This window comes from Ilumatobacter sp., assembly GCF_046290335.1.
In the GTDB taxonomy this organism is placed as follows: Bacteria; Actinomycetota; Acidimicrobiia; order Acidimicrobiales; family Ilumatobacteraceae; genus Ilumatobacter_A.
Window position 1 is genome coordinate 184,247 of the sequence record NZ_JBKAGH010000004.1, and the last position, 25,111, is coordinate 209,357.

Annotated in this window: 22 protein-coding genes; 9 read left to right on the forward strand and 13 right to left on the reverse strand. The window is 67.8% G+C overall.

What is annotated here, in order from left to right; translation table 11 throughout:
- The first annotated feature begins 20 nt into the window (after positions 1 to 20).
- From ACE37B_RS16945 to ACE37B_RS16955, 3 genes are all read left to right on the forward strand, one after another.
- Positions 21 to 650 carry a GntR family transcriptional regulator gene (locus tag ACE37B_RS16945; protein WP_409924515.1) on the forward strand — a complete coding sequence of 210 codons (630 nt, stop codon included), beginning with the start codon at positions 21 to 23 and terminating at the stop codon, positions 648 to 650.
- The gene (locus tag ACE37B_RS16950) at positions 647 to 3,010 is read left to right on the forward strand and encodes a transketolase-like TK C-terminal-containing protein (RefSeq protein WP_409924516.1); all 2,364 of its coding nucleotides are present in this window, start codon (positions 647 to 649) and stop codon (positions 3,008 to 3,010) included. The genes ACE37B_RS16945 and ACE37B_RS16950 overlap by 4 nt, the downstream gene beginning before the upstream one ends.
- Before the next feature lie 62 nt (positions 3,011 to 3,072).
- A complete protein-coding gene (locus ACE37B_RS16955) occupies positions 3,073 to 3,312 on the forward strand; it encodes a hypothetical protein (protein WP_409924517.1) in 240 nt (79 codons plus the stop codon).
- A gap of 24 nt (positions 3,313 to 3,336) precedes the next feature.
- Here the strand turns inward: ACE37B_RS16955 and ACE37B_RS16960 are convergent, their stop codons facing one another.
- The 4 genes from ACE37B_RS16960 to ACE37B_RS16975 all read right to left on the reverse strand — a co-directional run bounded on the left by ACE37B_RS16960 (position 3,337) and on the right by ACE37B_RS16975 (position 5,943).
- Positions 3,337 to 3,489 (reverse strand): hypothetical protein, encoded by a 153-nt coding sequence (locus tag ACE37B_RS16960; RefSeq protein ID WP_409924518.1) that lies wholly within the window; start codon positions 3,487 to 3,489, stop codon positions 3,337 to 3,339.
- Between the two features lie 82 nt (positions 3,490 to 3,571).
- A complete protein-coding gene (locus ACE37B_RS16965; protein WP_409924519.1) occupies positions 3,572 to 4,516 on the reverse strand; it encodes a hypothetical protein in 945 nt (314 codons plus the stop codon).
- Positions 4,513 to 4,908: a hypothetical protein gene (locus ACE37B_RS16970; RefSeq protein WP_409924520.1), complete on the reverse strand. Its 396-nt coding sequence runs from the start codon at positions 4,906 to 4,908 to the stop codon at positions 4,513 to 4,515. Before ACE37B_RS16970 ends, ACE37B_RS16965 begins: the two co-directional genes overlap by 4 nt.
- 63 nt (positions 4,909 to 4,971) lie before the next feature.
- Complete coding sequence (locus tag ACE37B_RS16975) at positions 4,972 to 5,943, reverse strand: ketopantoate reductase family protein (RefSeq protein ID WP_409924521.1); 972 nt, start codon at positions 5,941 to 5,943, stop codon at positions 4,972 to 4,974.
- A 122-nt stretch (positions 5,944 to 6,065) separates the two neighbouring features.
- Between ACE37B_RS16975 and ACE37B_RS16980 the strand changes: the two genes are divergently transcribed.
- Positions 6,066 to 6,551 carry a PaaI family thioesterase gene (locus ACE37B_RS16980; RefSeq protein ID WP_409924522.1) on the forward strand — a complete coding sequence of 162 codons (486 nt, stop codon included), beginning with the start codon at positions 6,066 to 6,068 and terminating at the stop codon, positions 6,549 to 6,551.
- On the opposite strand, the gene ACE37B_RS16985 is transcribed toward ACE37B_RS16980, so the two are convergent.
- Genes ACE37B_RS16985 through ACE37B_RS17015 form a run of 7 tightly spaced genes read right to left on the reverse strand, consistent with a single transcriptional unit; the run spans position 6,544 to position 17,342 of the window.
- On the reverse strand, positions 6,544 to 8,397 hold the full coding sequence (locus ACE37B_RS16985) for a hypothetical protein (protein WP_409924523.1): 1,854 nt from the start codon (positions 8,395 to 8,397) through the stop codon (positions 6,544 to 6,546). The genes ACE37B_RS16980 and ACE37B_RS16985 overlap by 8 nt on opposite strands.
- Entirely contained in the window at positions 8,394 to 8,591 is a 198-nt protein-coding gene (locus tag ACE37B_RS16990) for a GNAT family N-acetyltransferase (protein WP_409924524.1), read from the reverse strand. The genes ACE37B_RS16985 and ACE37B_RS16990 overlap by 4 nt, the downstream gene beginning before the upstream one ends.
- A complete protein-coding gene (locus ACE37B_RS16995) occupies positions 8,591 to 8,935 on the reverse strand; it encodes a GNAT family N-acetyltransferase (RefSeq protein ID WP_409924525.1) in 345 nt (114 codons plus the stop codon). Before ACE37B_RS16995 ends, ACE37B_RS16990 begins: the two co-directional genes overlap by 1 nt.
- Before the next feature lie 48 nt (positions 8,936 to 8,983).
- Entirely contained in the window at positions 8,984 to 9,799 is an 816-nt protein-coding gene (locus ACE37B_RS17000; RefSeq protein WP_409924526.1) for an ABC transporter permease, read from the reverse strand.
- Positions 9,796 to 10,578 (reverse strand): ABC transporter permease, encoded by a 783-nt coding sequence (locus ACE37B_RS17005; protein WP_409924527.1) that lies wholly within the window; start codon positions 10,576 to 10,578, stop codon positions 9,796 to 9,798. The genes ACE37B_RS17000 and ACE37B_RS17005 overlap by 4 nt, the downstream gene beginning before the upstream one ends.
- Before the next feature lie 10 nt (positions 10,579 to 10,588).
- The gene (locus ACE37B_RS17010; protein WP_409924528.1) at positions 10,589 to 11,533 is read right to left on the reverse strand and encodes an ABC transporter ATP-binding protein; all 945 of its coding nucleotides are present in this window, start codon (positions 11,531 to 11,533) and stop codon (positions 10,589 to 10,591) included.
- Between the two features lie 58 nt (positions 11,534 to 11,591).
- Positions 11,592 to 17,342 carry a beta strand repeat-containing protein gene (locus tag ACE37B_RS17015; RefSeq protein WP_409924529.1) on the reverse strand — a complete coding sequence of 1,917 codons (5,751 nt, stop codon included), beginning with the start codon at positions 17,340 to 17,342 and terminating at the stop codon, positions 11,592 to 11,594.
- Between the two features lie 257 nt (positions 17,343 to 17,599).
- Here ACE37B_RS17015 and ACE37B_RS17020 point away from each other — a divergent pair, with 257 nt between their 5' ends.
- Positions 17,600 to 18,688 carry a hypothetical protein gene (locus tag ACE37B_RS17020; RefSeq protein ID WP_409924530.1) on the forward strand — a complete coding sequence of 363 codons (1,089 nt, stop codon included), beginning with the start codon at positions 17,600 to 17,602 and terminating at the stop codon, positions 18,686 to 18,688.
- Positions 18,689 to 18,715: 27 nt separating this feature from the next.
- Here the strand turns inward: ACE37B_RS17020 and ACE37B_RS17025 are convergent, their stop codons facing one another.
- Positions 18,716 to 19,957, reverse strand: coding sequence for a DEAD/DEAH box helicase (locus tag ACE37B_RS17025; RefSeq protein ID WP_409924531.1), 1,242 nt, complete (start codon positions 19,955 to 19,957; stop codon positions 18,716 to 18,718).
- A gap of 319 nt (positions 19,958 to 20,276) precedes the next feature.
- Between ACE37B_RS17025 and leuA the strand changes: the two genes are divergently transcribed.
- Genes leuA through pyrF form a run of 4 tightly spaced genes read left to right on the forward strand, consistent with a single transcriptional unit; the run spans position 20,277 to position 23,495 of the window.
- Complete coding sequence (gene leuA, locus ACE37B_RS17030; RefSeq protein ID WP_409924532.1) at positions 20,277 to 22,019, forward strand: 2-isopropylmalate synthase; 1,743 nt, start codon at positions 20,277 to 20,279, stop codon at positions 22,017 to 22,019.
- Between the two features lie 41 nt (positions 22,020 to 22,060).
- Positions 22,061 to 22,432 (forward strand): hypothetical protein, encoded by a 372-nt coding sequence (locus ACE37B_RS17035; protein WP_409924533.1) that lies wholly within the window; start codon positions 22,061 to 22,063, stop codon positions 22,430 to 22,432.
- 33 nt (positions 22,433 to 22,465) lie between these two features.
- Positions 22,466 to 22,654, forward strand: coding sequence for a ferredoxin (locus ACE37B_RS17040; RefSeq protein WP_409924534.1), 189 nt, complete (start codon positions 22,466 to 22,468; stop codon positions 22,652 to 22,654).
- 10 nt (positions 22,655 to 22,664) lie between these two features.
- Positions 22,665 to 23,495 (forward strand): orotidine-5'-phosphate decarboxylase, encoded by an 831-nt coding sequence (gene pyrF / locus ACE37B_RS17045; RefSeq protein ID WP_409924535.1) that lies wholly within the window; start codon positions 22,665 to 22,667, stop codon positions 23,493 to 23,495.
- A gap of 13 nt (positions 23,496 to 23,508) precedes the next feature.
- On the opposite strand, the gene serA is transcribed toward pyrF, so the two are convergent.
- Complete coding sequence (serA, locus tag ACE37B_RS17050; protein ID WP_409924536.1) at positions 23,509 to 25,071, reverse strand: phosphoglycerate dehydrogenase; 1,563 nt, start codon at positions 25,069 to 25,071, stop codon at positions 23,509 to 23,511.
- Positions 25,072 to 25,111 lie beyond the last annotated feature (40 nt).

The window sequence follows — 25,111 nt, forward strand, 5'->3', positions numbered from 1 at the left end:
AATCGTATACGATTATCAACATGTCAACTGTCGATCGGGTCCAGGAGCTCGTGATGTCCGACTTGCTGCGCGGTGCGCTCACCCCCGGCAGCTGGGTTCGCCAGGATGAACTCGCCGACCGCCTCGGCGTCAGCAAGATCCCGGTCCGCGAGGCACTGCAGCGTCTCGCCGCGATCGGACTCGTTCGCTTCGAGACCAACCGTGGCGTCGTCGTGGCAGAACTGTCGGCGACCGAAGCCGACGAGCACTTCTCGCTACGCCGCGCGATCGAGCCCCTGCTGCTCGAACGAGCACTCCCCCACCTCAACGTCGTCGATCTGGCCGAAGCCGAGCTCGCGCTGACCGGGCCGATCGCTCGGGTCGCACCGACCGAGGCCAACTGGCATTTCCATCGGGCGCTGTATCGCTCGTCGGGATGGCAGCGCGGGCTCGCGTTCGCCGAAACGCTCAACGCGGCGGTCGCTCCGTACGTCGCGCTCTACACCCAGGGGCTCGGTGCCGCCGCCGACTCCGATGCCGAACACGTCGCGCTGCTCGACGCGTGTCGGGCCGGTGACGCCGAACGTGCGCTCGACGTGCTCGACCGGCACCTCACCGGCGCAGCCGCGTCTATCGTCGGCTTCCTCAGATCACAGGAGGTCGCCCGATGAGCCAACCCGCGTCAGATCTCGGCACGCCAGATCTCGGCACCCTCGGCGAGATCGAACAACGCGTGCTCTGGTTGGCGACGCGCATCATCGACCACGCCAACCGGCGAGTTCCGAACAGCGACGACCCGGCCAGCCAGATCAAGGTCGGGGGCCATCAGGCGTCGAGCGCGTCGATGGTGTCGATCATGACGGCGCTGTGGTTCGGCCACATCGGCGGCAGCGACAAGGTCGCCGTCAAGCCCCACGCGTCACCGGTGTATCACGCGATCAAGTACCTCACCGGCGAACTCGACCGGTCGTATCTCACCACCTTGCGACAGCGCGGCGGACTCCAGGCCTACCCGTCGCGCACGAAGGATCCCGACGTGTCCGACTTCTCGACCGGTTCGGTCGGGCTCGGTGCGGTCGCCCCCCTGTTCTCCGCGCTCACCCGCCGCTACACCGACTCCCGCTTCGGGGCACAGGAGCCCGCTCGTTTCGTCGCGCTGGTCGGTGACGCGGAGCTCGACGAGGGCAACGTGTGGGAAGCGATCGCGGATCCGGCGACGCAAGGCCTCGGCAACTTCACGATGGTCATCGACCTCAACCGCCAGAGCCTCGACCGGGTGATCCCCGACATCGCCGCCGTCCGCCTCCAACAGTTCTTCGCCAACGCCGGCTGGCACGTCACCGAAGCCAAGTACGGGTCCCGGCTCACCGCCGCATTCGAACGCGACGGCGGCGACTGCCTGCAGGCCCACATCGACGCGCTCTCCAACGAGGCGTACCAGGAGTTGTTCACGCTCACCCCCGCCGAGCTGCGTCGCGCGTTTCTGACCGGCGCCGATCCCGCCGTCGTACGACTCGCCGACGAACTCGACGACACGCAACTCGCCGCGTTGGTGACCGACCTCGGCGGGCACGACCTCGGGCTCCTGATCGACACGTTCCGCCAGTGCGATGCCGTCCCCGACCGGCCGTCGGTCGTGTTCGCCTACACGATCAAGGGGTACGGCCTGCCGATGGCGGGCGACCCGATGAATCACGCCGCGCTGCTCACACCGGATCAGATCGACGAGTTCCGCTCCCGGATCGGCCTCGATGCGACCACCGAGTGGGATCGTTTCGATCCCGACTCCGAGGCCGGCCGGCTCTGCGCGGCCATCGGCGGCGACATCAACAACCAGCCGGACCCGCCGCGTCCGATCCCGACCGTGCCCGCCGCAGCGCGTCCACCGGTGACCAACGGGTACCACTCCACGCAGGAGTCGTTCGGGCGGGTCCTGGCCAGCCTGGCCGACGTCGACGGGGTCGGCGAGCGGATCGTCACGACGGCACCCGACGTGTCGATCTCCACGAACCTCGGCGGGTGGATCAACAAGCGCGGCGTCTACTCCCACGTGGAACGAGCCGATCACGGCGGATCGAAGCGTGTGTTGAAGTGGACGCCGGGGCCGTCCGGGCAACACATCGAGTTGGGCATCAGCGAGATGAACCTGTTCATGCTGCTCGGCCAACTCGGGCTTAGCCACGAACATCACGGCCAGCATCTGCTCCCGATCGGCACGGTGTACGACCCCTTCGTGCTGCGCGGCCTCGACGCGTTGATCTACGGCGTCTACAACGGCGCCCGCTTCGTCGTCGTCGGCACGCCGGCGGGCGTCACCCTCGCGCCGGAGGGCGGCGCGCACCAGTCGACGATCACCGCGTCGGTCGGCGCCGAACTGCCGAACATCGACTACTCGGAGCCGGCGTACGCCACCGAGGTCGACTGGTTGCTGTGCGACGCGCTCGATCAGCTCTCGCAGCCGGACGGGACGAGCGGGTACCTCCGCTTGTCGACCCGACCGATCGATCAGGCACCCTTCGCCGCGGTGCTCGCCGAGATGGGCGAGGAGCGGTTGCGACGGCACGTCCTGGCCGGCGGCTACCGACTGCTCGACGCGCCGCCCGACGGTCGACCGGGCGTCACGATCGTGACGACGGGCGTGATGGCACCCGAGGCGCTGCGCGCAGCTGCCGAACTCGACGCCGAGGGCGTCCAGGCGAGCGTCGTGCATCTGACGAGTCCGAACCGGGTGTATCGGAGCTGGCGGTCCGGGTTCGCGCTGTCGACCGCCACCGCCCGGGTGGTGCGGATGCCCAGCCATCTCCATCGACTGGTGCCCGCCGACGAGCGGGGTCGGCCGGTCGTGAGCGTCCACGACGCCGCGAGCCACAGTCTCGCCTGGATCGGCTCCGCGCTCGGGACGCGCCAGTACACGTTGGGGGTCGACCGCTTCGGCGAGTCGGGCACGATCACCGACCTCCACGAACTCGCCGGCATCGACACCGGCAGCATCGTCAACGCCGCCCTCATCGCCATCGACGACCACCCGTAACGCCCAGGGTCAGGCACCAGCCGTTACGCGGGCGGGCTACGTTGCGGGGATGGACCATCCCCATGGGCTGCATCCGGGGCACCGTGGCTGATCCCGACGGGTTCTCGTGGACACGTCGCAAGAACGGCGACGTGGTCATCGAGCATCACGGCCGCCATGCCACGACCCTGCGCGGACGTCGAGCCGACGAGTTCGTCGCCGAGGCCGACGCGGGTGACGACCAGGAGTTGATGGCGCGGGTCACCGGAAACTACAAGCGCGGCAACGAGCGCGACCGGGCGAACCATCCACGCCACCGTTGAACGACCGCCGCGAGCGCGACGCCGTCAGTCGAGGGTGTCGAGGAGTTTGCGGGCGCGCGACGCCACGGACCGGCGTGCGTCGGTGGTCAGACGGGCAGCGTGCGGACGCAGCCAGGATGCGAGCTCCGGATCACCGGCGGCCCACGCTCCAAGGACCTTCATCGTGGTGTTCAACACGATCCAGTCCGCGTGCGCCCGAGCGAGTTCGGATGCCCGCCCGACAGCACCTGCTCGAACTCCGCAGCACCCGGACTCATCGTCACGCCTCACCGTCGCCCAACGCCGCGTCGAGTATCGGTCGAAGTTGCGCCTCGAGCGACCGCTTCGTATCGACGCCCTCGCGCCTGTCGCCGTGCGTCTCGATCCACGAGCGCAGCAACGCCGGCAGCGGGGCGTCGAGTGGGACCTCGATCGTCGTGTGCACACCCCACAGATCGCTGAGTTGGGCGACGGACGCCTCGACGTCGGCATCCGCGCTCAGCCGCACCACGATCATCGTCTGTCCACCGATCGACGCGTCGTCGACATCGGACAGCCCGAAGACCTCACCACCGACGATGCGGTGTCGGCGCACGATCATCTCCGCCACGTCCGATGCGCTCGACCCCGGCGGCAGCTTCGACATGACCAATGAGCCGTCGCTGCGGGCCTCGATGTTGGCCTCGCAGCGGATCGTGGTGCGATGCCCTGCGAACAACGCTGCCAGATCGACGTCGACGTGACAGCCGGTCGGGAAGCTCGGCAGACCGACGAGCTCGATGAGCGCGGCGTCCGACGCTCCATCGGCCGCAGCGAGCAGCGCGGCGACCATCCGACGCGGGTCGAAGGGCGGGGTCGGCCCGTCGTGGTGGGTCGAGCCGTTGATCAGACCGATCGGAAGCGCCGGACGTTCGCCCCGCTCGGCCAAGAGCGCCGCCTCACCGAGGTCACTCAGGCGCGACTCGGTGTACTTCGCCGACGCGGGCCCGAAGTCGGGAGACCCGTGGTTCCCGTTGAAGCTGACCAGTTGCAGCTCCCCGACGTACGGGCGGGCGAGGTCGCAGAGCGCGCGGTAGCCGAACGCCGGGGAGATCCGCTGCGTACGGTAGAGGTGCTCGAGAATGCGCTGGTTCTTCACCATCGTCTGCCCGGCTCGGGCGCCGACCGCTGCGTACGCCTCGAGCAGACCCGTCTCGATCGGCCCGAGCCCCGTGACTGCGCTCACGCCACGTGCCTCGTCGGATGGAACAGCACGGTCGCTCCCGACCCGATCGGCACCGAGGACGCGTCGCCGCGATGCTCGGCGAACCCGGTCCCGTCGACGAACTGGCCGATGACGTCGATCGTGCCGAACACGGTGACCGCAGTCCACGACCATCGCCAGGGCAACGCCGTGGAGGCCGTCACCGGGCGCAGGCGACCGTCGACGACGACGCGAGCTTCGAGATCGGCCAGTGCGGCGACGATCTTCACCCGCTCGGCAGGCGCGGTGTCGATCACGATGTCGAGGTCAGCTGACCGAACTGCCTCGCCGGACAACTGACGCGCGACCGAACCCACCACGACGAATCGGCATCGCCGCCGAAACATCGCCGCCAACACCGGCTCAGCGTCCACCCGCAGATCCTTCCACGGATGTCGACGCCGTGCCGTTGTCGCACGGTCACCGGTTCGTGGTCGTCAGCTCGGGCGGCCCGCGCGCAGCACGTCGTCGACCGAACGTGAGCCGGGCGCCTCCCCGGCGAGTGCCATCTCGGCGGCGAGCGACTGCAAGGCGGCGTTGATCGGCGTGGGGATTCCGTGCAGACGACCGAGTAGGACGATCTCGCCGGTCAGGTGATCGGTCTCGATCGCGCCGGTCCGGCGATGCAGGCTCTGCCAGGTCGATCCACCGGCGCGGCGTTCCTCGCCCTCGACCGGCTGGATGGTGAGCGCGGCGCCGCGTCGAGCGAGGTCCTCCTCCGCGCTGACCACCGAGATGCCCGCCGCGGCGAGCACCGCTTCACCTTCGGCCTGCACCCTGTCGCTGAGCGAGCGAAAACCCGATCGACCGCACACCGCCTCGATGGCGTTGCCGAGGTTCATCAGCAACTTCCGGTACTTCCAGGCCATGATGTCGGGACGCGGGATCGAGCCGAACGTCGCCGCCTCGAGCGTCGCGGCGAGCGACACGGCGACGTCGTCGATGCCGGACGGATACCGTCCGAGATCGAGCAGACCCGAACTCGGCGACGTCCAGACCCGCACGACACCCGGAACGTGATGGTCGGCCGGGAGCATCACGACGGCGCCGTACACGTTGGGGAACAGGCGGGCCGCTTGGCGTTCGTTGTCGACGCCATTCTGGAAACACACGATCGGTTGATCGGTGACTCCGCCGGCGCGCAGGTCGACCAACACCTGCGCGGTGTCTTGGCTCTTGACGCTCACCACGATGATGTCGTCGTGATGGAACTCGAGCTCATCGATCGCCGCCACCACCGGCAACGTCACGACTCTGGTGCCGCTCGGCGACTCGTACCGCAGCCCCGACTCACGCATCACCCGGCCGTGCTCGCCTCGAGCGACGGCCACGACGGGCGTCCCGGCCAACGCCAGGTTCGCTGCGATCACGCCACCGACCGCTCCGGCCCCCACCACCACGATCCGCATTCCCCCAGGCTACGGCCACCATGGGAGCTCACTGCGGAAAGGTCATCGTGCCAGGCACCATGACCTCTCCGTGACCTGCGGGTCGACATGGGCGGTGCAGTCCCGCCAGACTTCCGGCCATCATGCAGCACGTCACCATGCCCGTCACGCAGCCACTCGACACCGACGCGACTCTGGTCGGGTCGATCCAGTCCCAGTTCGAGGCGGGTGGACCGCCGATGATGCGCAACCTCGGTCTCCGCGTCACGGAGGCGATGCATGGACGGGTCCGTTTCGAACTCGATGTCACGCCCCACGTCGTCCACGGCGGCGGCGTGCTGTGCGGCCAGGCGATCATGGGCGGCATGGACACCGGGATGGTGTTCGTGATGATGTCGCTCAACGACGGCGAGATGGCACCGTTCACCACCGTGCAGCTCAACACCAACTTCGAACGGGCGGTTCCCGCCGGCGCCGGCACGGTCACGTTCGACGCGTTCGTCACCAAGCCGGGGCGCTCACTGGTGTTCGGCCAGATCGACCTCTACCTCGCCGACGGGAAGCGAGCAGCGAGCGCGACGACCACCTACATGTGGCTCCCCGTGCCGACGAGCGACGCGCTCAGCTGACGACCAGGAACACGGCGACACGATCGCCCGGCGCGAGCAACTCGGCGAGCCGTTCGACGACGGCCGGATCCAACTCCTCGTAGAGCCAGCCCAGTGCCCCGACCGAAGATCGCTCGACGATCGCGGTCGGATCGTCACGGCCCATCGCCTCGAGCGCCTCGATGGCGGCCGACTGCAACGCGATCAGTTCGCTGCGATCGTCGGCCGCGAGCGGTTCGTACTCGGCGAGCAGTTCGCGATCGGGCCGCGAAGCGAGATCGTCGATCGCCAGACCGGTCGCGACGATGACGACCCCGTCGATCGCCCGCGACCCTGACTCCGATCCGGCGGCTGCCGTACGTGCGTGTCCGAATGCCGGCGTGTCTTCGTCGGACACGACGAGACGCACGCCAGCCCGGTCGAGTTCGTTCGCGAACCCGTAGAAGTACGGCGGCCACGTCGACCCCGCATACCGCACGGCGTATGTACCGCCGACGAGCTGTGGGACCGCATCGGCGGCCAGCGTGGCGACGATCTCGTCGGCCGCCTGGTTCTCGGACGGATGTGAGGACGTCGCGACCAGCACCCCCGCGGCCATCGCCACCGCGACCACCACCGCCACGGTTGCGTACTCGCCGCCGCCCACACCACGCGGCGCGCGGCCGACCAGCCTCGAGATCTCCCTACCGGCCACCAGCACGATGACGACCCAGCCCACCATCGCCAGCACCCACCACCACCGCACGAGGTACGTGAAGGCGAGCCCGGTGATCCGACTGGTCGCCACGACGCCGACGACGAGACCGGTGGCGACGAGGATCCACAGCGAGCGCAGTTGGTCACCGCGACGCCGCACACGCCAGCCCGCCCAGCCGAAGAGGACGACGAACGGCGCGGCCAAGATCGTCGACCCCGCTTCGACCGCACCGAGAAAGTCGACCGGCTCCGACCCACCCGCCCACGGACCGATCGGAGCGAGTTGACGCGTGGTGATCCCCCACGCCGTGCTCCATCCGACCGCGGGTTCGTCGGCATCGAGGAGATGACCGGCGACGGCCCCGACGTTGCTCGGCCCGCCCCAGAGTTCGTGTGCGACCGGCCCGATCCACACCACCGTCAGCACGGCGAGACTCGCCGCCAACAGCCGACGCCGACCGGGCTCGACATTCGACGTCGTCGGCCCCGCCGATCGGGCATGATCGATCGCGAGCACCGCTCCCACCGCGACGAGCCCTGCGACGATCGGCATCAGCCCGAGATGCGTCTGCGCCACGAACGACGCGACACCGACGACGACCGGCACGAGCACCAGATCGCCGTTCGCCATGCCCCACGTCGCGACGATGAGCGCTGCGAACGGCAGCACCAACAGCCAGGGATTCCACGTCGACAGCAGCGCCTCAGAGCCCAGCGAGGCGCACAGCACGGCGAGGGCGACCCCTGACACGAGGTGGAACCGTCTGCCCCCGACGCGATGAGCCAACCATCCGAACAGCACGACGAACAGCGCATTCTGCAGGCCAGCCGCCGCGAGCCCCGCCGAGGCACCTCCCCCGAGGAGTTGCATGATCGGCGCCAGCAGCCAGAACATCAGCGGTCCGGGATGATTCCACCCGAAACGCGAATAGGCGCCGAGCAGCGGCGTGTCGGAGGAACCGACATCACGAAGCCGCAGGTCGATCAGCGCCAGGTCGTGCGAAGGCGTCCAGTCGTCACCCCACTGTGCTGCAGCGAGGAGCATGATCGCGAGGGCGGGCAGCGCCGTCACGAGCAGGCACGCGATGTCGCGACCGCTGCCCCGCTCCGGTGCGGTCGCTGCGCCCTCGATGTGCTCGGTGGGGGGCTCGCCGAATGAGCGTGCGGTCACGTCGGGAACGGATCATCACGCAGGCGTGCCATCACGTGGGCATCGATGCGGTCACCCTCCCAGAGCAGCGCTTCGCGCAACGTTCCTTCGTGGACGAAGCCGCAACGTTCGTACGCGTGCCGCGCACGCGGGTTGTGCCCGTAGACCTCGAGCGAGATGCGGTGCAGACCGGCCGAGAACACATGGTCGACCATCAGCAGCACCGCCTCGGTCCCGAGGCCGCGGCCAGCAGCGCGATCCGGAACGCGCACGACTCGTTGTCGACGTCGAGGTCGACCACCGCCAGATCCCCGACGAACTCGGCGGACGTCCCGACGAGTTCGAGCACCGCGAAGTCGAGTCGATCGGTCGCTGCATCCCGGCTCGAGCACCACGCTTCGATCGCCGCTCGCTCGAACGAGGCGTGGGTCCCGGTGAGTCGACCCACCTCGGCGTCGGCGTTCAACTCCATCACCCCGTCGACGTGCTCTGGACCGAGCGGAACCAGCGCGACCTGCGTCCCGGTCAGCGTCGGTGTGATGGCGAATGGCGCCTCCATGACTCCATCATCGCAGACACCGCGACGTGGGAAAACCAGCCCCGCCGGTCAGCGCAAGAGCAGCGACTCGATGCGTCGTGCCGCCACCGTCATCGCCACCACGGTCAGGCCCACCAGTACGCCGACGTGGGCGAAGATCGTGGGATCCCACTCGCCCAGGTTGGCCGCTCGGACCAATTCGACCCCGTGGTACAGCGGGCTGAACTGCACGATCCACGCGTAGTCGCCGTACTGCGAGAGCGGGTAGAAGGTCGCCGAGAACAAGAACAACGGCAGCGTGAGCGCGGGGACGTACTCGAAGTCCTCCCACGAGCGCATGTACGTGGTGAGCGCCATGCCGAGCGACGCGAACGCGAATCCGATCAGCACGCACGCCGGCACCGCCATCAGGATCCACGGCGACGACACCATGCCCATCGCCCACATCGTCAGCATGAACGCCGTCGAGTACAGCGCGCCGCGGATCACGGCGAAGGTGATCTCTCCGACTGCGACGTCCCCGGCCGACAGCGGCGTGGCGAGCACCGAGTCGTAGAGCTTGGAGTGCTTGATCTTGAAGAAGACGTTCATCGTCGAATCGAACACCGCACCGTTCATGGCCGACGCCGCCATCAGGCCCGGCGCGACGAACTGGTCGTACGGTACGAGGCGACCACCGGTCTCGACGTCGCCGATCAGCGCGGAGAGGCCGATGCGGATCGACAACAGGTAGAACAACGGCTCGAAGAAGCCACTGACCAGCACCATCCACGTGCGCCGGTACACGAACGCGCTGCGCTCGATCATCCGCTGTGGCCGCCGCACGTCGAACACGACGGCCGGCACGATCCGCGTGACGGCGGCGGGATTCGTCGACACGCTCATACCCGCAGCCGCCTCTCGAACGTGATCGTGCAGGCGACGAGACCACCGGCGACGAACACGCACAGTGCGGTCACGTGGACGACGGCCATCGCAGCCCCGAGGCCGCCGAGCACGACCCCACGGCACAGCTCGACGCCGTGCCACAGCGGCGTGAACCACGCCACCGGTTGCAGCCAGCCCGGGAGCTGTTCGATCGGGTAGAACGCCCCGCCGAACAGGAACATCGGGATGATGCCGAAGCGGATGATGCCGGGAAACGACGAATCGGTCTGGCGCGTCGCCGTCCACGCAGCGAAGGGCATGGCGAACGACCAGCCGGTGAGCACGCCGACCGGGATCGCGGCCAGCAGGCCGAGCGTGCGGGTCTCGTCGAACATCAACAGCACGACGACGACGCCGGTCGTCGACACCAGCGCCCGCAGCCCGTAGTGCAGCATGAGCCCGAACGCGACGTCGCGCGGCTCGATCGGCGTCGCGATCATCGACCGGTAGGCGTTCGACCACGTGAAGCCATCCATCGTCGGCCACAGCGCCTCCTGCCCGCAGACGAACATGGCGGTCGTGGCGATCACGGCCGTCGCGTAGAAGGCCGCGTACGAAACGCCGCCGAGCAGTTCGGCCGAGTCGGCCCCCGCGTCGACGAGCGCGCCGACGCCGAGACCGACACCGAGGAGGTACATCATCGGCTGGAGCACCGAGCCGATCAGCACCGCCCGCCAGATCCGCTTGAAGTAGACCCAGTCGCGTGCGAACACACGCACGGGAGCGAGCGTGCTCACTCGATCTCACTCATTCGATCAGGGTCCGTCCGGTCAGCTTGAGGAACACGTCCTCGAGGCTGCTGCGCCGCACCAGGGCACTCTCCGGCACGATCTCGCGTCGGTGCAGTTCCGACAAGGCCGCTTCGCCGTCGTCGTCGTAGATGAGCAGCCGGTCGGGCAGCACCTCGATGCGGCCACCGACGCCGTCGAGCAGCGGCAGGTGCTGTTCGTTCTTGCCGTATCCGAATCGGACTTCGAGGACTTCACGGCGCACGTGCTCTCGGATCAGGCCCTGCGGTGACCCCTCGGCCACGATGCGACCGGCGTCCATGACCACGAGACGGTCGCAGAGTTGCTCCGCCTCGTCCATGAAGTGCGTCGTGATGACCTGCGTCGACCCCTGCTCCTTGAGCAGATACAGCCGATCCCAGAGAACGTGACGTGCTTGCGGATCGAGGCCGGTCGTCGGCTCGTCGAGCAGCAACAGTTCAGGATCGTTGATCAACGAGCGCGCGATGCTGACCCGACGCTTCTGCCCGCCCGACAGCGGATCGACCTTGCTGTTGGCCTTGTCGTTGAGCTGCACGAAGTCGAGCAGCTCGGCGGCCTTCGCCTTCGCTTCTTTGCGCGACAGGTCGAAGTAGCGGCCGTAGATCATCAGGTTCTCCATCACGGTCAGCTCGTTGTCGAGCTGATCGAGCTGGGGCACCACTCCCATCCTGGCTCGGATGGCACGACCGTCGGTGGCCGGGTCGAGGCCGAAGATGCGCAACTCCCCCTCGGTGACCGGCGAGACACAGCCGATCATCCGCATCGTGGAGGTCTTGCCCGCACCGTTCGGGCCGAGAAACCCGAACGCTTCGCCTTTGGCCACCTCGACGTCGATGCCGTCGACGGCGGTGAAGGCGGTCGCCGGGTCATCGCCGAAGCGCTTGACGAGCGAGCGCGCCGAAATCAGAGCCGAAGCGGACATCGGCTCAGTGTCACACAGAACCCACCGATGAACGAAGCGAGTTGCGAGGCCGTGCCGGTCAGCGCAGCCAGCCGACCACGTCGACAGCGAGATGCGCTGCGCCCGACGAGAACAGGCACATGCGTCCGTCGTCGTCGAGCAGCGCGATGATCTCGTTGCCCCCGTTGACACCGGCCACGTAGTTGAGTGACGACGTCAGGGGGCGAGGGTCGACGCACGGATGCACGGTGACGAAACCGTTCGACTCGGCGCCGATCGCCGTCACGTTCACGATCGCGGCGCGAGCGTCGGCGGGCACACCGGCACGTCCACCGATCTGCAGCGTCACCTCCTCGCCGGCGGCCAGCTTGCCGGCCCCCTCGCTGACGCCGTCGACGGTGTCGAGGCCGGGACGTGTGTCGAGCACACGAGCCGGATCGACCGGCTCGACGCCGATGTCGGGCGGGACGTAGCCGACGACATCGACCGTGAGATGGATCGACGCACTCGTGAAGATGCAGATGCGTCCACCGCTGTCCAGGCTGGCGACCAACTCGTTGCCCCGATTGACCCCGGCGACGTGGTTGAGCGACGACGCCGTCGGCGCCGGGTCGACGCACGGATGCACCGTCACGAAGCCATTGGACTCGGCACCCACGGCCGTCACGTTGAGAATCACCGCCGAGGTGCCCCGCGGGATCTCGCCGCGCGTCGCCAGCAGCAGGAACGTGTTGGACCCGGGTTGTGTCTTGGCACCCAACGCTCCGATGTCGTCGAAGGTCGACTCCCCTGGCCGGGTGTCCATCATGCGGATCGGGGTGATCAGCTCGATGGCGGTGTCGGCCGGGATGAAGCCGGTCACGTCGACGGTGAGATGGGCCGGTCCACTCGTGAACAAGCACAGCTCGCCGGCGTCGGACAGTCCGGCGACGATCTCGTTGCCGAGGTTCACGCCTGCGGTGTAGTTGAGCGACGACGTGACCGGTCGGGGCGTCACGCACGGGTGCACGGTGACGAAGCCGTTTCGTTCGGCGCCGACGGCGGTGACGTTGACGATGACGCCGGCGGCGTCCGCGGGCACGTCGCCGCGCCCGGCGATCGTCACCCGGTACTCGTCGCCCGCATCGAGCTTGCCGTCGCCGGCGAAGCGATCGTCGACGGTGTCGCCGACGTCGCGGGTGTCGACGAAGCGAGCCGGCGACAGCGGTTCGATCGAGTCGTCGGGCTGCACGCGAGTCGGGTCGAACTCCACCGCGCCCGCGTCGATCACGGACTCGATGCGAGACGCCCCGGTCTGGTCGGTCGCCGGAGCGCCCGTGATCGACGGATCGCCGAAGCTGACTGCTGGTGAGACCCCCAGCGGGTACCTCGACGGCGTTCCCGTCCCGTTGGGCGCAAGCGGCGCGAGCAGCGGATCGGGCGCTTCGACGGTCGATCCGCCGAGGCCGGTGCCCGGCGCGAGCACCGAGTACGTCGCCGTCACGTCGGTGGCATCGAAACTCGACCGGTCGGCTCGGCCCATGACGATCGAGTGATCGACGACGACCGCTCCGTCGCTGCCGATCTGGGTCTGGGAGGCGTTGTCGGCGATCGTCGAGTGCCGCACGGTGATGTCCGTGCCTTCGGCGGCGATGAGCGGCGTGCTCACCTCGTTGTCGGTGATGGTCGATGTGGTGATCTCGACCCCGCCGGTGACGTCGATCGCCACGAGGAGCCCAGAGAACGGATCGGCCGACTCGAACGCCGCCCCGCTGCCGACCGAAGCTGGCGTGCCGCGTGCGAGGGAGCCGTTCTCGACGAACGACGACCGATCGACGGTGACCGCGCCCGTGACCGTGTCGAACAGCGACGGTTGATTCCCGCCCGTCACGGTCGTTCGGGCGATCGAGACACCGCCGGTCGCTCCGACGAACTCGAACGCACGCCCGTCGTTGTCGCTGAACGTGGACGACGACACGTCGAGGCCACCCGACACGCCGTACCAGCGGACGGCGGTCCCGTTCGACTCGAACGTGCTGTCGACCACCGTCAGGCCCCCGACCACCTCGCCATACAGTGCGAACGGGTTCGACGTGAACGTGGAGCCGGTCACCGTCGTCGCGGCGCTCGACGCGTTGAACCGCAAGCCCGATTGGTTGCCGGTGAACACGGTGTCGCCGATCGTCAGCGAACCTTCCGCAGCGGTGAGCCCCGACACGTCGAGTGCCGTCGACCCGTTGTCGCTGAAACTGGAGCCGGAGACCGACACATCGTCGCTGGGGCTGTTCACGACCACCCCGTTGCCCGGATGGCCCGCCACGGTCACGCCGTCGAGGTCGACCCCGCCACCGATGACCATGAGGAATCCCACGCTGTCGTTGTCGGCGAACACGGTCTCGCTGACCGAGATGTCGCCGGTGAAGAACGTCTGGACACCGCCGGCGTGGTTGTCGCTGATCGAGCCACCGGTGATCGAGACGTCGGCGGCCGTGTTGATGTCGACAGCCGGGCCACCCGGGAAGGTCGTGATGAGCCCGCCGTTGAGCCGAACGGTCGGGCGCACCATCGTCACGTCACCGACCGAGCGGAGCTCCAGTCCGGCGCCGCTGCCGACCGGTGCCGCCGCCCCACCGGGGCCATCGGCGCGGTAGTTGCCGATCGCCGTCAGGTCGGTGAGGCTCACGTTGCCCGCACCCTCGATCGTCAGGCCGGTCTCGCCGTTGTCGCGGAACGTGGAACCGACGGACGACACGTTGCCGACTGAGGTCGAGATCGTCCCGAGGTCGGCTCCCGCCCCGACGTTGAGCGCGAACGTCGACCCGTCGAGTCGAACCGCGCCGGTGCTCGATCTCAGCGACAGCCCGAGAGCATCGTTGGATCGGAAGAACGACGACTGGACGCTGACCGGCCCGGCCACGTCGCCGAGGTCGAGGCCGGCGCCAGCGGCGAAGTCGCCGTTGCGGTCGAACGTCGAACCGGTGACCGTGACATCGGTCGCGCCGGCGACCCGCAGCCCGGTCTGGGCCGAGTCCGTGACCGTCGTGTTCGTCACCTTCACCGACCCCGAGGTCGTGATCGACACGCCGACGGCGTCGGTGTCGTCGACGACGGTGCCGGCGAGCACCTCGACGTCGCCGACGTTGGACAGGAGCAACCCGCTCTCGGCATTGGCATTCGCGGAGAAGCCGCCGGCCCTGGTCAGCCCGGTCGCCGTGCTGACCACCACACCCTGGCCGCCGTTGCGCGAGTACGAGCCTCCGCTGACCGTCACCGCGTCGAGCGTGCCGGCGAAGGGTGGATCGACGCGAATGCCGATCCCGTCGTTGTCGTTGGCCACGCTGTTCGTGACGACGACGTTCTCCGAGGTCGAGATCGCGATGCCGTTGCCGCTCTGGCCGGGTGTCATCACGGTCAGGTTGGCAGTCACCGAGGTGACCGTGACGTCATCGGTCGTGTCGACCCGCACGCCTACGGTCCGGTTGCGGCTCACATCGGTCGACGCGATCGCCACGTCGCCGCCCGTCGAATCGATCAGGAGACCCGCACCGAGGTTGTCCGTGAGGTCGGACCCGGCGATGTCGACCGTGCCCGACGCTCCGTCGACGTCGAGGCCGGTCTCGGTCTGGTCGGTCACTGCGAGTTCGTTGACGTCCACCGAGCCGACGGTTTGCAGCAGCACGCCGGTGCCGGTCGGCACGAGTGCCGCCCCGTTGTCGACCGTGATGCGAGTCAGCGTCACGTCGGTTCCGGCCTGCGTGATCTCGATCGCTCTGCCCGTGTGCCCGTCGATGTCGACATCTCGAACCGTTGCCGCGCTCGCGCCGAACGTCTTCACACCGACCGGGTTGTCGACGATGGCGACGCCGTCGACCAACACGGAACCCGTCGTCGCCGCCGACTGGCCGACGAGCACGCCGGCGCCGTACCCGGAGCCGAGTGGCTCGCCGGCGTTGCGGGAGACACTGCCACCGGTGATCGAGGCCACTCCGGTGTGGCCGACGATCGCCACCCCGTTGCCGGTGTTGTCGTCGAACGTCGAGGCGGAGACGGTGACACCGGTGACGGGCGTCGAGGTGGATCCGAGCCGCGCACCGCTTGCGGTGTTGCCGTCGAACGTCGATCCGCTCACGACCAAGTTCGACGCCGCGTTCACCGTCAGGCCGTCGGCGAGCGTGATCGGCGAGTCGTCACCGGGGTCTCGTTCGCCGTTCGACGACGCCGACGACCCGTTGCGCACCGTCACCGCGCCGAGCGCGCTCAGTTCCATCCCGTCGAGGCTGTTGCCGTCCGCCGTCGACCCGTCGACGACCACACTGGGCGTCGGGTGCGGAGATCCGTTCGGGCGAACGATCAGCCCGGACGCAGCGTTGCCGTCGAAGCTGGAGTCGGTCACCTCGACCGCTCCGGTAGCGGCGAGAATCTGCGCCCCGGAACCATTGACGGTTCCGACACTGCCGTCAGCCGTCACGTTGGTCAAGGCCACCGGGCCCGTCTGCGTGAACGTCAGACCGATGCCGTTCCCGGTCGCCACGGTGTTCGACACGTCGACGTCGATCGAGTCGATCACGCTCAATCCGACCCCGTTGTTCGTCAGGACGGTCGGGGCGGTCGTTGCGACACCGGTCACCGTGAGTGCGCCGAGCGGGGTCCCGAACAGCGGCTGGCGAAATCGCACCCCGGCGCCGCTGTTGCCCGACGCTGTCACGCTGGTGATCGTCGTGGTCCCGCTGATGAGTGACAACTGGAGCCCGTCCTGTGTCGGATTCGTTCCGTTGTCGTCGAAGACGGACGAATCGACGGTGACCATCGTGTCGACGCTCGAGATCGCGGCTCCGAGGAGGTTGCCGGTGGCACTGATGTCGTCGATGTCGACACTGTCGAAAGCACCCAGGCGGAAACCTTCCTCGCCGTTGCCATCCGCCACGCTGTCGGACAGCACCAGGCTGGTGAGTTGGTCGTCGGGGTCGGGTGCGGTGTCGGTGGAACCACTGGCGATCAGCCCCCAGCGCACGTTGTTCGAGAACACGGAGTTGCCGTCGACCGTGATCGGGCCGTTCACCGCGACGATCGACACGCCTTGTTCGTTGCCGGTCGCGGTGACGCCGGAGAGCGTGACCGGCTCCGGCAGGGTGCCGTTGTTTCCGATGAACACCTCGATCCCGATACCGGCCTGCCCGGTCACCGTCGTGTCGGAGATGTCGATGTCGGTCGTGCGTTCGATCCGGATCCCGTCACCGATCGGTGAAGGGGCACCACCGTTGTCGACCACGACCCCGTCGAAGTCGACCGTCGGCGCCTTGCCCGGGAACTGACCGAGGTCGATGGCGCGCCCGGTGTTCCCACTGAACACCGAGTTCGAGATGGCCAGCGAAGCGAGGTTGTTCGACTGGAACCCGATCTCGTTGGCGGAGAAGTCCACGTCGTCGAGAGCGACGCTGCCCCCGGAGGCGTTCGCCGTCATCGCGGGGCCCGTCACGCCGGTCAACTCCAGCCCGGAGATCGAGTACGAGGGGGTCAAGGGGCTGGCCAGGGTCATCGTCACGATCGGTCCGGACGCCACCGTCAGCGCCAGGGTGTCGCTCCCCGGCCCGGTGATCGTCAGGTCATGGGTGATCGCCAGGGTGGCATCGAGGGTGATCGTGCCCGTGACCGAGGGATCGAACGTGATGACGTCGGGCCCCGGCAGCGCATTGGCCGCAGCGACCTGGAACGGCAGGCTGCCGGCCACCGCCGGGTCTCCCGACGACGAGGTGACCACGAACGACGCGCCCTGCACCGACGACGAATCGAGCGCCAGGCCTGCGCCGAGCAGCACGCCGGCGACCGCTGTCGCCTTGACCGCGCGCGCCATCCGCGCCATCCCCTTCGGGGCGCGACTGGGGCAAACCACGACACTGCTGCTCATCTGGCCATCTCATCACATCGAGTGACGCCGCAACGCTCCCGGCAGTACTCAATCTGGTCCCATCCGCTCCGATCGACTACTCATGCACGCTCGCTCACGCTGCGGGGAGATCTGCGCGAGCTGATTCGACACGAGTTGATTCGGCACCGCGATCGGGGCGAGGTTGATGCTGGGACGACGGACGCCTGCTTCGATGGCACCCGATGCGTCCACACCACCGATTCCCTCCCCTCTCCGCCTGCGCACTGCTCGCGCTCGCCCTGGCCAGCGCAACAACCGCGTGCGGTGACTCGTCCGACGCGACCCAGGCCACTCCGGTGCCCGAATCGCCGGTGGCGACGACCGACCCCGACCCGACCGTCCCCGCCACCACCGCGACGAACACCACGACGACCAGCACGACGACCAGCACGACGACCAGCACGACGACCAGCACGACCAGCACGACCGAGCCGGCACCCACGGCCGAGTGGAACGGCGGCGACTTCGTGGCGCTGGTCGACACTCGCATGGACGAGATCGCCGCAGTGTTCGGGCAGCCGGCGACCGCCGAGGGCGTGGCGCCGCTGTTCGAGATCCCAGGCGACTTCCCGTACCCGGATGGCACGATCGTCGGTGCGTTCCGCGCGTTCGACCGCGACATCCGCATCACCGACGCCGTCGACATCTCCGACGAACGCATCGTCGGCATCGACGCACCCGACGACGGCACCGCGTTCGCCGCCACGTTCGACGCCATCAGCGACGGACTCCCGCCAGACGGCCCGTCGAGGTGGAGCCGATCGTCGTCGCAGCGCGATGCGTTCGTCAACGACCTGTTCACCGCCGACGCCCTCGACGGCAGCGGCACCACCGATCGGCTGCTGCTGTCGTCGGAGACCGAACTCGAGCCCGGCCAGCCGCCGCTGTCGTTTGCGTTCGAGATCGCCGCGACGGAGATCCCCGTGCCGTCCTGGCTCGACGGGCTCCCGGTCCTCGATGGCGGTGAACTCATCGCGCTGCGCGAAGGCCGCGGGCTGGTCGAGGACTTCGGCACCCTCGCGAACGACGGCTTCGTCGAACTCCGACTGCTCTACCCGCTCGAGCGTTTCGACGAACTCGAAGCACTCTTCGAGAGCGGCATCATCGCCGCGGCGGGCTTTCGCTACGAGGACACGCCGTTCAGCAACTTCGAGATCCGTATCGACGTGTCCGCCAGCGACTGGGAAGGAACCGTCGGCGTCGGCACCGCCAACGTCAACAACGAAGACGTCGGCTACGAACTCATCTGGCGCCTCAGTCGACCGGCATGACCGGCCCGTGCGACGTCGGTCTGTGTCTCAGGCGTTGCTGGGGTGCGTTGCCGACGTCTTGACGTCGTCGCCGAACTCGTCGAGGCGCAGCAGGCGCTGATCGTTCGAGAACACGTCGACCGGCTTGGTCGGCGCCATGCTCAGCATCCGCTGCAGGATCCGGACCTGGGTGGTCTGGTTGTACTCGGCGAACGTGATCGCCCAGCCCGTCCGGCCCGCACGCGCGGTGCGACCGGACCGGTGCAGGTAGTCCTTGACGTCCTTGGCGGGCTCGTAGTGGATGACCGCGCCGATGTCGTCGATGTCGATGCCGCGTGCCGCGACGTCGGTGGCGACGAGGATCTGCAGCTTGTTCTCGGCGAACTTGCGCATCACACGCTCGCGCGACTTCTGCTGCAGGTCGCCGTGGATCGCCTCGGCGTCGATGCCGAGATCCTGCAGCTTCTCGGTGGCGCGGTCGCACTGACGCTTCGTCTGGCAGAAGACGATGATCTTCGGGATGCCCTTGGCGATCGTGCCGATCACCTTGTCACGATCCATGTGATGCACACCGAGGAAGAGGTGCTTCATCTCGCCGACGGTGTCGGTCGCTTCGTCGATCGCGACCGTCTGCGGGTTGACCTGGTACGCACGGATGAGGTGGCCGACGTCGCCGTCGAGCGTCGCCGAGAACAGCATCGTCTGGTTGCGGTTGACGCAATGACGCAGGATCCACTCGACCTGCGGGGTGAACCCGTCGTCGGCCATGCGGTCGGCTTCGTCGAGTGTGACGATCTGGATGTCGTCGAGATCGATCTCGTTCGACTTGATCAGGTCGATCAGGCGCAGCGGGGTGGCGACGACGATCTCGACGCCCTTGGCCATCTCCTCGACCTGGTGATGCCGGGAGGCGCCGCCGTAGACGGGCAGGACCTTCATGCCAGCGTGATCGGCGACCGGCTGCAGCACTTCGGCGACCTGGACCGCCAACTCACGGGTCGGCACGAGCACGAGGCCGAGCGGCTTCATCGGCGCTGCGGTGTCGGTGATCCGAGCGAGCATCGGCACGCCGAATGCGAGCGTCTTGCCAGAACCGGTCTTGGCGCGACCGCACACGTCGGCGCCGGTCATCGCAACCGGAATCGCCTCGGTCTGGATGTTGAACGGCTGCGCGAACCCGCAGGCGGCGAGGCCGTCGTCGATACGAGGAGGCACGCCGAGCTCGGCGAACCCGGTCGGCGCTTCGACGGGGGGCAAGATGTTGAACGAGGTGAGATTCGACGTGTTCACGTGGTCGCGGTCATGGGGCTCATCGGGCCGCGTACGTCGACGGCGGGGCGCTCCCCGCCGAGAGGTGTCATGTGTCATGTTGCTCCCATCGTATCCGTGCAATGCCGACACCTGGTGTGACGGTGCTCGTGGTGGTACGCTCGACGACGTGATCCAGATCGGACTGCTTCTCCTTATGTAGGGCGAGCGCACTTCGACGCGTTCGCCCTCGCCCCCGCCGCCCGGCCGGGGGCGCTTTCATTTTTCGGGCCAGCAACCGATACAGACATCAGCAACACGACCAGCAACACGACCAGCGACACAGCACAGAGAGCACGACATGCCACCGACACCCGTCACCCCCAAGAAGATGCCCTTCGAGAAGTACCAGCCGTTCGTGCCGCTCGTGCTCACGGACCGCACCTGGCCGAACGTGACCATCGACAAGGCACCGCTGTGGTGCTCGGTCGACCTGCGCGACGGCAACCAGGCGCTGATCGATCCGATGGACCCGACGCGCAAGATGCGCATGTTCAAAGAACTCGTCGACATGGGGTTCAAGGAGATCGAGATCGGCTTCCCGTCCGCGAGCCAGCCCGATTTCGATTTCCTGCGCCAGTTGATCGAGGAAGACCTGATCCCCGACGACGTCTGGATCCAGGTGCTCGTGCAGTGCCGCGCCGAGTTGATCGAGCGGACGTACGAAGGGCTGATCGGCGCGCCGCGCGCGATCGTGCACTTCTACAACTCGACCAATCCACTGCAGCGCGAGGTCGTGTTCAACCTCGATCAGGCCGGGATCAAGGAGGTCGCGATCGCCGGGGCGAAGATGTGCAAGGCCGCCGAGGTCGCGTTGCCCGACCGCGCCGACGGCAGCCGCACCGAGATTCGCTACGAGTACAGCCCGGAGAGCTTCACGCTGACCGAACCGGACTATGCCGTCGAGGTCTGCGAGGCCGTGATGGACGTGATCGACCCGACCGCTGACGACCCGATCATCCTGAACCTGCCGGCGACCGTCGAGTGCTACTCCCCCAACGTGTACGGCGACGTGATCGAATGGTTCGGGCGCACCATCCGCGACCGCGACTCGGTCATCGTGTCGCTGCATCCGCACAACGACCGCGGCTGTGCCGTGGCCGCCGCCGAGTTCGGTGTCATGGCGGGCGCCGACCGCGTCGAAGGCACCCTGTTCGGCAACGGAGAACGGACGGGCAACGTCGACGTCGTGAACCTGGCGATGAACCTGTTCATGAACGGCGTCGATCCCGAACTCGACATCACCGACATCGACAAGTTGCGCCGCGTCGCCGAATACTGCAACCGTCTGCCCGTGTCGCCGCGCCATCCCTACGTCGGCGACCTCGTCTACACGGCGTTCTCCGGCAGCCACCAGGACGCGATCAAGAAAGGCCTCGACGCGCTCGACCGCAAGCGTGACCCGCAGACCGGCGAGTACGACATGTTCGGCGTGCCGTACCTGCCAATCGACCCCAAGCACGTCGGCCGCTCGTACGAGGCCGTCATCCGGGTCAACAGCCAGTCCGGCAAGGGTGGCGTGGCCTACGTGATGAAGACCGAGCACGGCTTCGACCTGCCGCGCCGCCTGCAGATCGAGTTCTCCAAGACGATCCAGCACATCACCGAAGACTCCGGCACGGAGATCAACCCCGGCGTGATGTGGGATCAGTTCCAGAGCGAGTACCTGCCGGGCGAACCGTCGTTCGTGTTGCGATCACACGAACTGATCACCAACTCCCAGGACGACACCGGCACGACGACGATCCAGGCGCAAGTCGACGTCGACGGCGCGGCGACCTCGATCCGTGGCGAAGGCGAAGGTCCGGTCGAGGCGTTCGTCGCAGCGTTGCTCGCCGCCTTCGGCGATCGCGTCGACGGGCATTTCGACGTCCTCGACTACGCCGAGCACGCGATCGGGCAGGGCGCCGACACCATGGCGGTCGCGTACCTCGAAACGGTCGCCAACGACGGCCAGGTTCGCTGGGGCGTCGGCAAGAGCCCCAACATCACGACCGCATCGCTGCGCGCAGTGCTCGCTGCATTCGAACGACACATGCCCTGAACGGAAACAGCGCCGAAACCGTACGGCAGTAGGGTGCGAGCATGAGCGTGCTCATCGTCTCCCTGCGCAGGTCACTCTGGCTGCTGCTCGTCGCGACCGCGGGCGGAGCCGCCTACTCGTGGTGGCGCGATCGTTCGCTTCCCGAACCCGCCGCGCCTCCCGAGTGGCCACCCCTGCAGCCCGAACCGGTCGCGGCGGTGCCGGTCGAGGCGGTCCCGGCCGTGGAGCTGCCCGAATGGGTCGAGCCACTCGACGGAGGCGGCTGCCCGCTGTCGCATCCGATCAAGGCCAACGACAACTCCGGCATCTTTCACGTGCCCGGAGGCAGGTTCTACGATCGGACCAAGGCCGAACGGTGCTACTCGACCGCAGCAGCGGCGACCGCCGACGGCTACCGTCAGGCCAAGAACTAGCGAGCACGCCCGCGTGCAGTGAGGAACAACATCATGAAGGTCTCCGTCGATTTCGATCTCTGCGCTTCCACCGGCGCCTGCATGCAGGTGTGCCCCGAGGTCTTCGAGGTCCGCAGCGACGGCTACCTCTACGTCCTCCAGGAAGAGCCCGGCGAAGAACTCGCCGACAAGGTCAACGAGGCGGCCGACATGTGCCCGACCGCCGCCATCACCGTCTCCTGAACGGCCCCGAATGGGATTCCACGCGCAACTCGAGCGCTCCTGGACCGCTGCTGGCTCGATGCTGTGCGTCGGGCTCGACCCCGACCCGGCGCGATACCCGCGCATTCTCGACGGCGCGCACGATGCGACCGAACGGTTCTGTCGCGAGATCGTCGACGCCACGGCCGATCTGGCCTGCGCGTTCAAGCCCCAGATCGCGTACTTCGCCAGTCAGCGCGCCGAGCCGGCACTCGAGCGGATCTGCACGTACATCCGCGAGACCTATCCCGAGGTCACGCTGATCCTCGACGCCAAGCGCGGCGACATCGGCTCGACCGCCGACCACTACGCCCGCGAAGCGTTCGGTCGATACGGAGCCCACGCGGTCACGGTCAACCCGTACCTCGGAACCGACTCGATCGAGCCGTTCTTCGATCCGGCCAACAACAGCGAAGGTGGCGGGGTCATCTTGCTGTGTCGCACCAGCAACCCGGGCGGCGACGATCTGCAGTCCCTCGTCACCGACGCCGACTCTGGTGGCAAGCCGATCTACGTCCACGTCGCGGAACGGGTCGCCCACCAGTGGTCGCAGCTCGGCGACTGCGGGCTCGTCGTCGGTGCGACGTATCCCACCGAACTCGCCGACGTACGTGCGATCGTCGGCGACCTGCCGCTGCTCGTGCCCGGCGTCGGGGCGCAAGGTGGCGATGCGGCCACCGTGATGGAACACGGAGCGTCGGCCGGCAGACGCGGGCTGATCGTCAACTCGTCGCGAGCGATTCTCTACGCGAGCAGCGGCGACGACTTCGCCGACGCCGCCCGAGCCGAAGCCCGACGCACCGCCGACGTTCTCCCCAGCTGACGCGCCGCAGGCGTCAGGCTGACAGGGTTTCGACGGAGATGACGCCGGGAGCGGCGCGCAGTGCAGCGATGGTCTCGTCGGGCACGGGCATCGTCGGGGCGATCAGCATGACGGCAGTGGTGTCGTCGGAGCGGCTCACCGCCATGTCGGCGATGTTGACGTTGGCCTGACCGAGCAGCGTGCCGACCGTACCGATCACCCCCGGGCGATCGTCGTTGGTCACGATCACCATCTCGTCGACCGGCGGCACGTCGAAGGGCACCTCGTCGATGTTCACCACTCGCTGCTCGGCCTTCGGGCCCGACAGCGTGCCGGAAATCGAATGCCCGCCACCGCGGATCGTCAGCAAGTTGACGTAGTCGGGCGAGGTCGCCGACGACACTTCACGCACCTCGACGCCGTGATCCTTCGCCAACTGCGGCGCGTTGACGTACGTGACCGCCTCGTCGGAGATGGCGCCGAAGAAGCCTTTCAGTACCGCGAGTTCGATGATCCGCGTGTCGTAGCCCGCGATCTCGCCTTCGATGCAGACCTCGAGCACGTCGGGCGCACCACCGACCAGCGACTCGAACAAGCTGCCCAGGCGCTCGGCGAGCGGCAGATACGGTCGGATGGTCTCGTTCGCTTCGGCGGCGTTGACGTTGACGGCGAAGGGAACGAATTCGCCCGCGAGCGCGAGTTCGACCATCGAGGCGATCGTGTCGCCCGCCTTGTCCTGCGCTTCACGGGTGCTCGCACCGAGGTGCGGGGTGACCACGACCGACGGAATCGCGAAGAGCGGCGACTCCGTCATCGGCTCGGTCGAGAACACGTCGAGGGCGGCACCGGCGATGATGCCGTCGTTGAGGCACTCCGCCAGATCGTGCTCGTCGACGATGCCGCCGCGAGCCACGTTGATGATGCGCAGCGACGGCTTCGCCTTGACCAGCAGGTCGCGGTTGATCAGCCCGAGCGTCTCCGGGGTCTTGGGCAGGTGCACCGTCAGAAAATCGGATTCCGCAACGAGCTGGTCGAGTTGGAGCAACTCGACGCCCATCTGGCGGGCGCGGTCGTCGGAGACGAACGGGTCGTACGCCACGAGACGCATACCGAAGCCCTTCGCCCGGTCGGCGACGAGCTTGCCGATCCGACCCAGACCGACGACGCCGAGCGTCTTGTCGACGAGTTCGACGCCTTCCCACTTGCTGCGTTCCCAACGACCCTCCACGAGCGCTGCGTGCGCTTGCGGCACATTGCGAGCCGACGCGAGCAGCAGTGCCATCGTGTGCTCCGCTGCCGACACGATGTTCGACTGCGGGGCGTTGACCACCATGACGCCGCGCGCCGTGGCGCTCGGAACATCGACGTTGTCGAGGCCGATCCCGGCGCGACCCACGACCATCAGGTCGGTGGCGACGGCGAGTACCTCGTCGGTGACCTGAGTAGCCGACCGGATGATCAGCGCCGCAGCACCGGGGACGACGTCGAGCAGTTCGTCGGGCGAGAGCCCGAGGCAGACGTCGACGTCGTGCCCTGCGGCGCGGAGGCGGTCGAGGCCCCCGTCGGCGATCTCTTCGGTGACCAAGATGCGTGCCATACCCCGCAGTTCCTATCTGATCGCGAGCGCACGTTCCACG

What these genes read in the sequence shown, in the direction of transcription:
- ACE37B_RS16945 (WP_409924515.1), top strand. Translation starts at nt 21, where the DNA reads ATGTCAACTGTCGATCGGGTCCAGGAGCTCGTGATGTCCGACTTGCTG.
- ACE37B_RS16950 (WP_409924516.1), top strand. Translation starts at nt 647, where the DNA reads ATGAGCCAACCCGCGTCAGATCTCGGCACGCCAGATCTCGGCACCCTC.
- ACE37B_RS16955 (WP_409924517.1), top strand. Translation starts at nt 3,073, where the DNA reads ATGGGCTGCATCCGGGGCACCGTGGCTGATCCCGACGGGTTCTCGTGG.
- ACE37B_RS16975 (WP_409924521.1), bottom strand. Translation starts at nt 5,943, where the DNA reads ATGCGGATCGTGGTGGTGGGGGCCGGAGCGGTCGGTGGCGTGATCGCA.
- ACE37B_RS16980 (WP_409924522.1), top strand. Translation starts at nt 6,066, where the DNA reads ATGCAGCACGTCACCATGCCCGTCACGCAGCCACTCGACACCGACGCG.
- ACE37B_RS16990 (WP_409924524.1), bottom strand. Translation starts at nt 8,591, where the DNA reads ATGGTCGACCATGTGTTCTCGGCCGGTCTGCACCGCATCTCGCTCGAG.
- ACE37B_RS16995 (WP_409924525.1), bottom strand. Translation starts at nt 8,935, where the DNA reads ATGGAGGCGCCATTCGCCATCACACCGACGCTGACCGGGACGCAGGTC.
- ACE37B_RS17000 (WP_409924526.1), bottom strand. Translation starts at nt 9,799, where the DNA reads ATGAGCGTGTCGACGAATCCCGCCGCCGTCACGCGGATCGTGCCGGCC.
- ACE37B_RS17010 (WP_409924528.1), bottom strand. Translation starts at nt 11,533, where the DNA reads ATGTCCGCTTCGGCTCTGATTTCGGCGCGCTCGCTCGTCAAGCGCTTC.
- ACE37B_RS17015 (WP_409924529.1), bottom strand. Translation starts at nt 17,342, where the DNA reads ATGGCGCGCGCGGTCAAGGCGACAGCGGTCGCCGGCGTGCTGCTCGGC.
- ACE37B_RS17020 (WP_409924530.1), top strand. Translation starts at nt 17,600, where the DNA reads ATGCGTCCACACCACCGATTCCCTCCCCTCTCCGCCTGCGCACTGCTC.
- leuA (WP_409924532.1), top strand. Translation starts at nt 20,277, where the DNA reads ATGCCACCGACACCCGTCACCCCCAAGAAGATGCCCTTCGAGAAGTAC.
- ACE37B_RS17035 (WP_409924533.1), top strand. Translation starts at nt 22,061, where the DNA reads ATGAGCGTGCTCATCGTCTCCCTGCGCAGGTCACTCTGGCTGCTGCTC.
- ACE37B_RS17040 (WP_409924534.1), top strand. Translation starts at nt 22,466, where the DNA reads ATGAAGGTCTCCGTCGATTTCGATCTCTGCGCTTCCACCGGCGCCTGC.
- pyrF (WP_409924535.1), top strand. Translation starts at nt 22,665, where the DNA reads ATGGGATTCCACGCGCAACTCGAGCGCTCCTGGACCGCTGCTGGCTCG.
- serA (WP_409924536.1), bottom strand. Translation starts at nt 25,071, where the DNA reads ATGGCACGCATCTTGGTCACCGAAGAGATCGCCGACGGGGGCCTCGAC.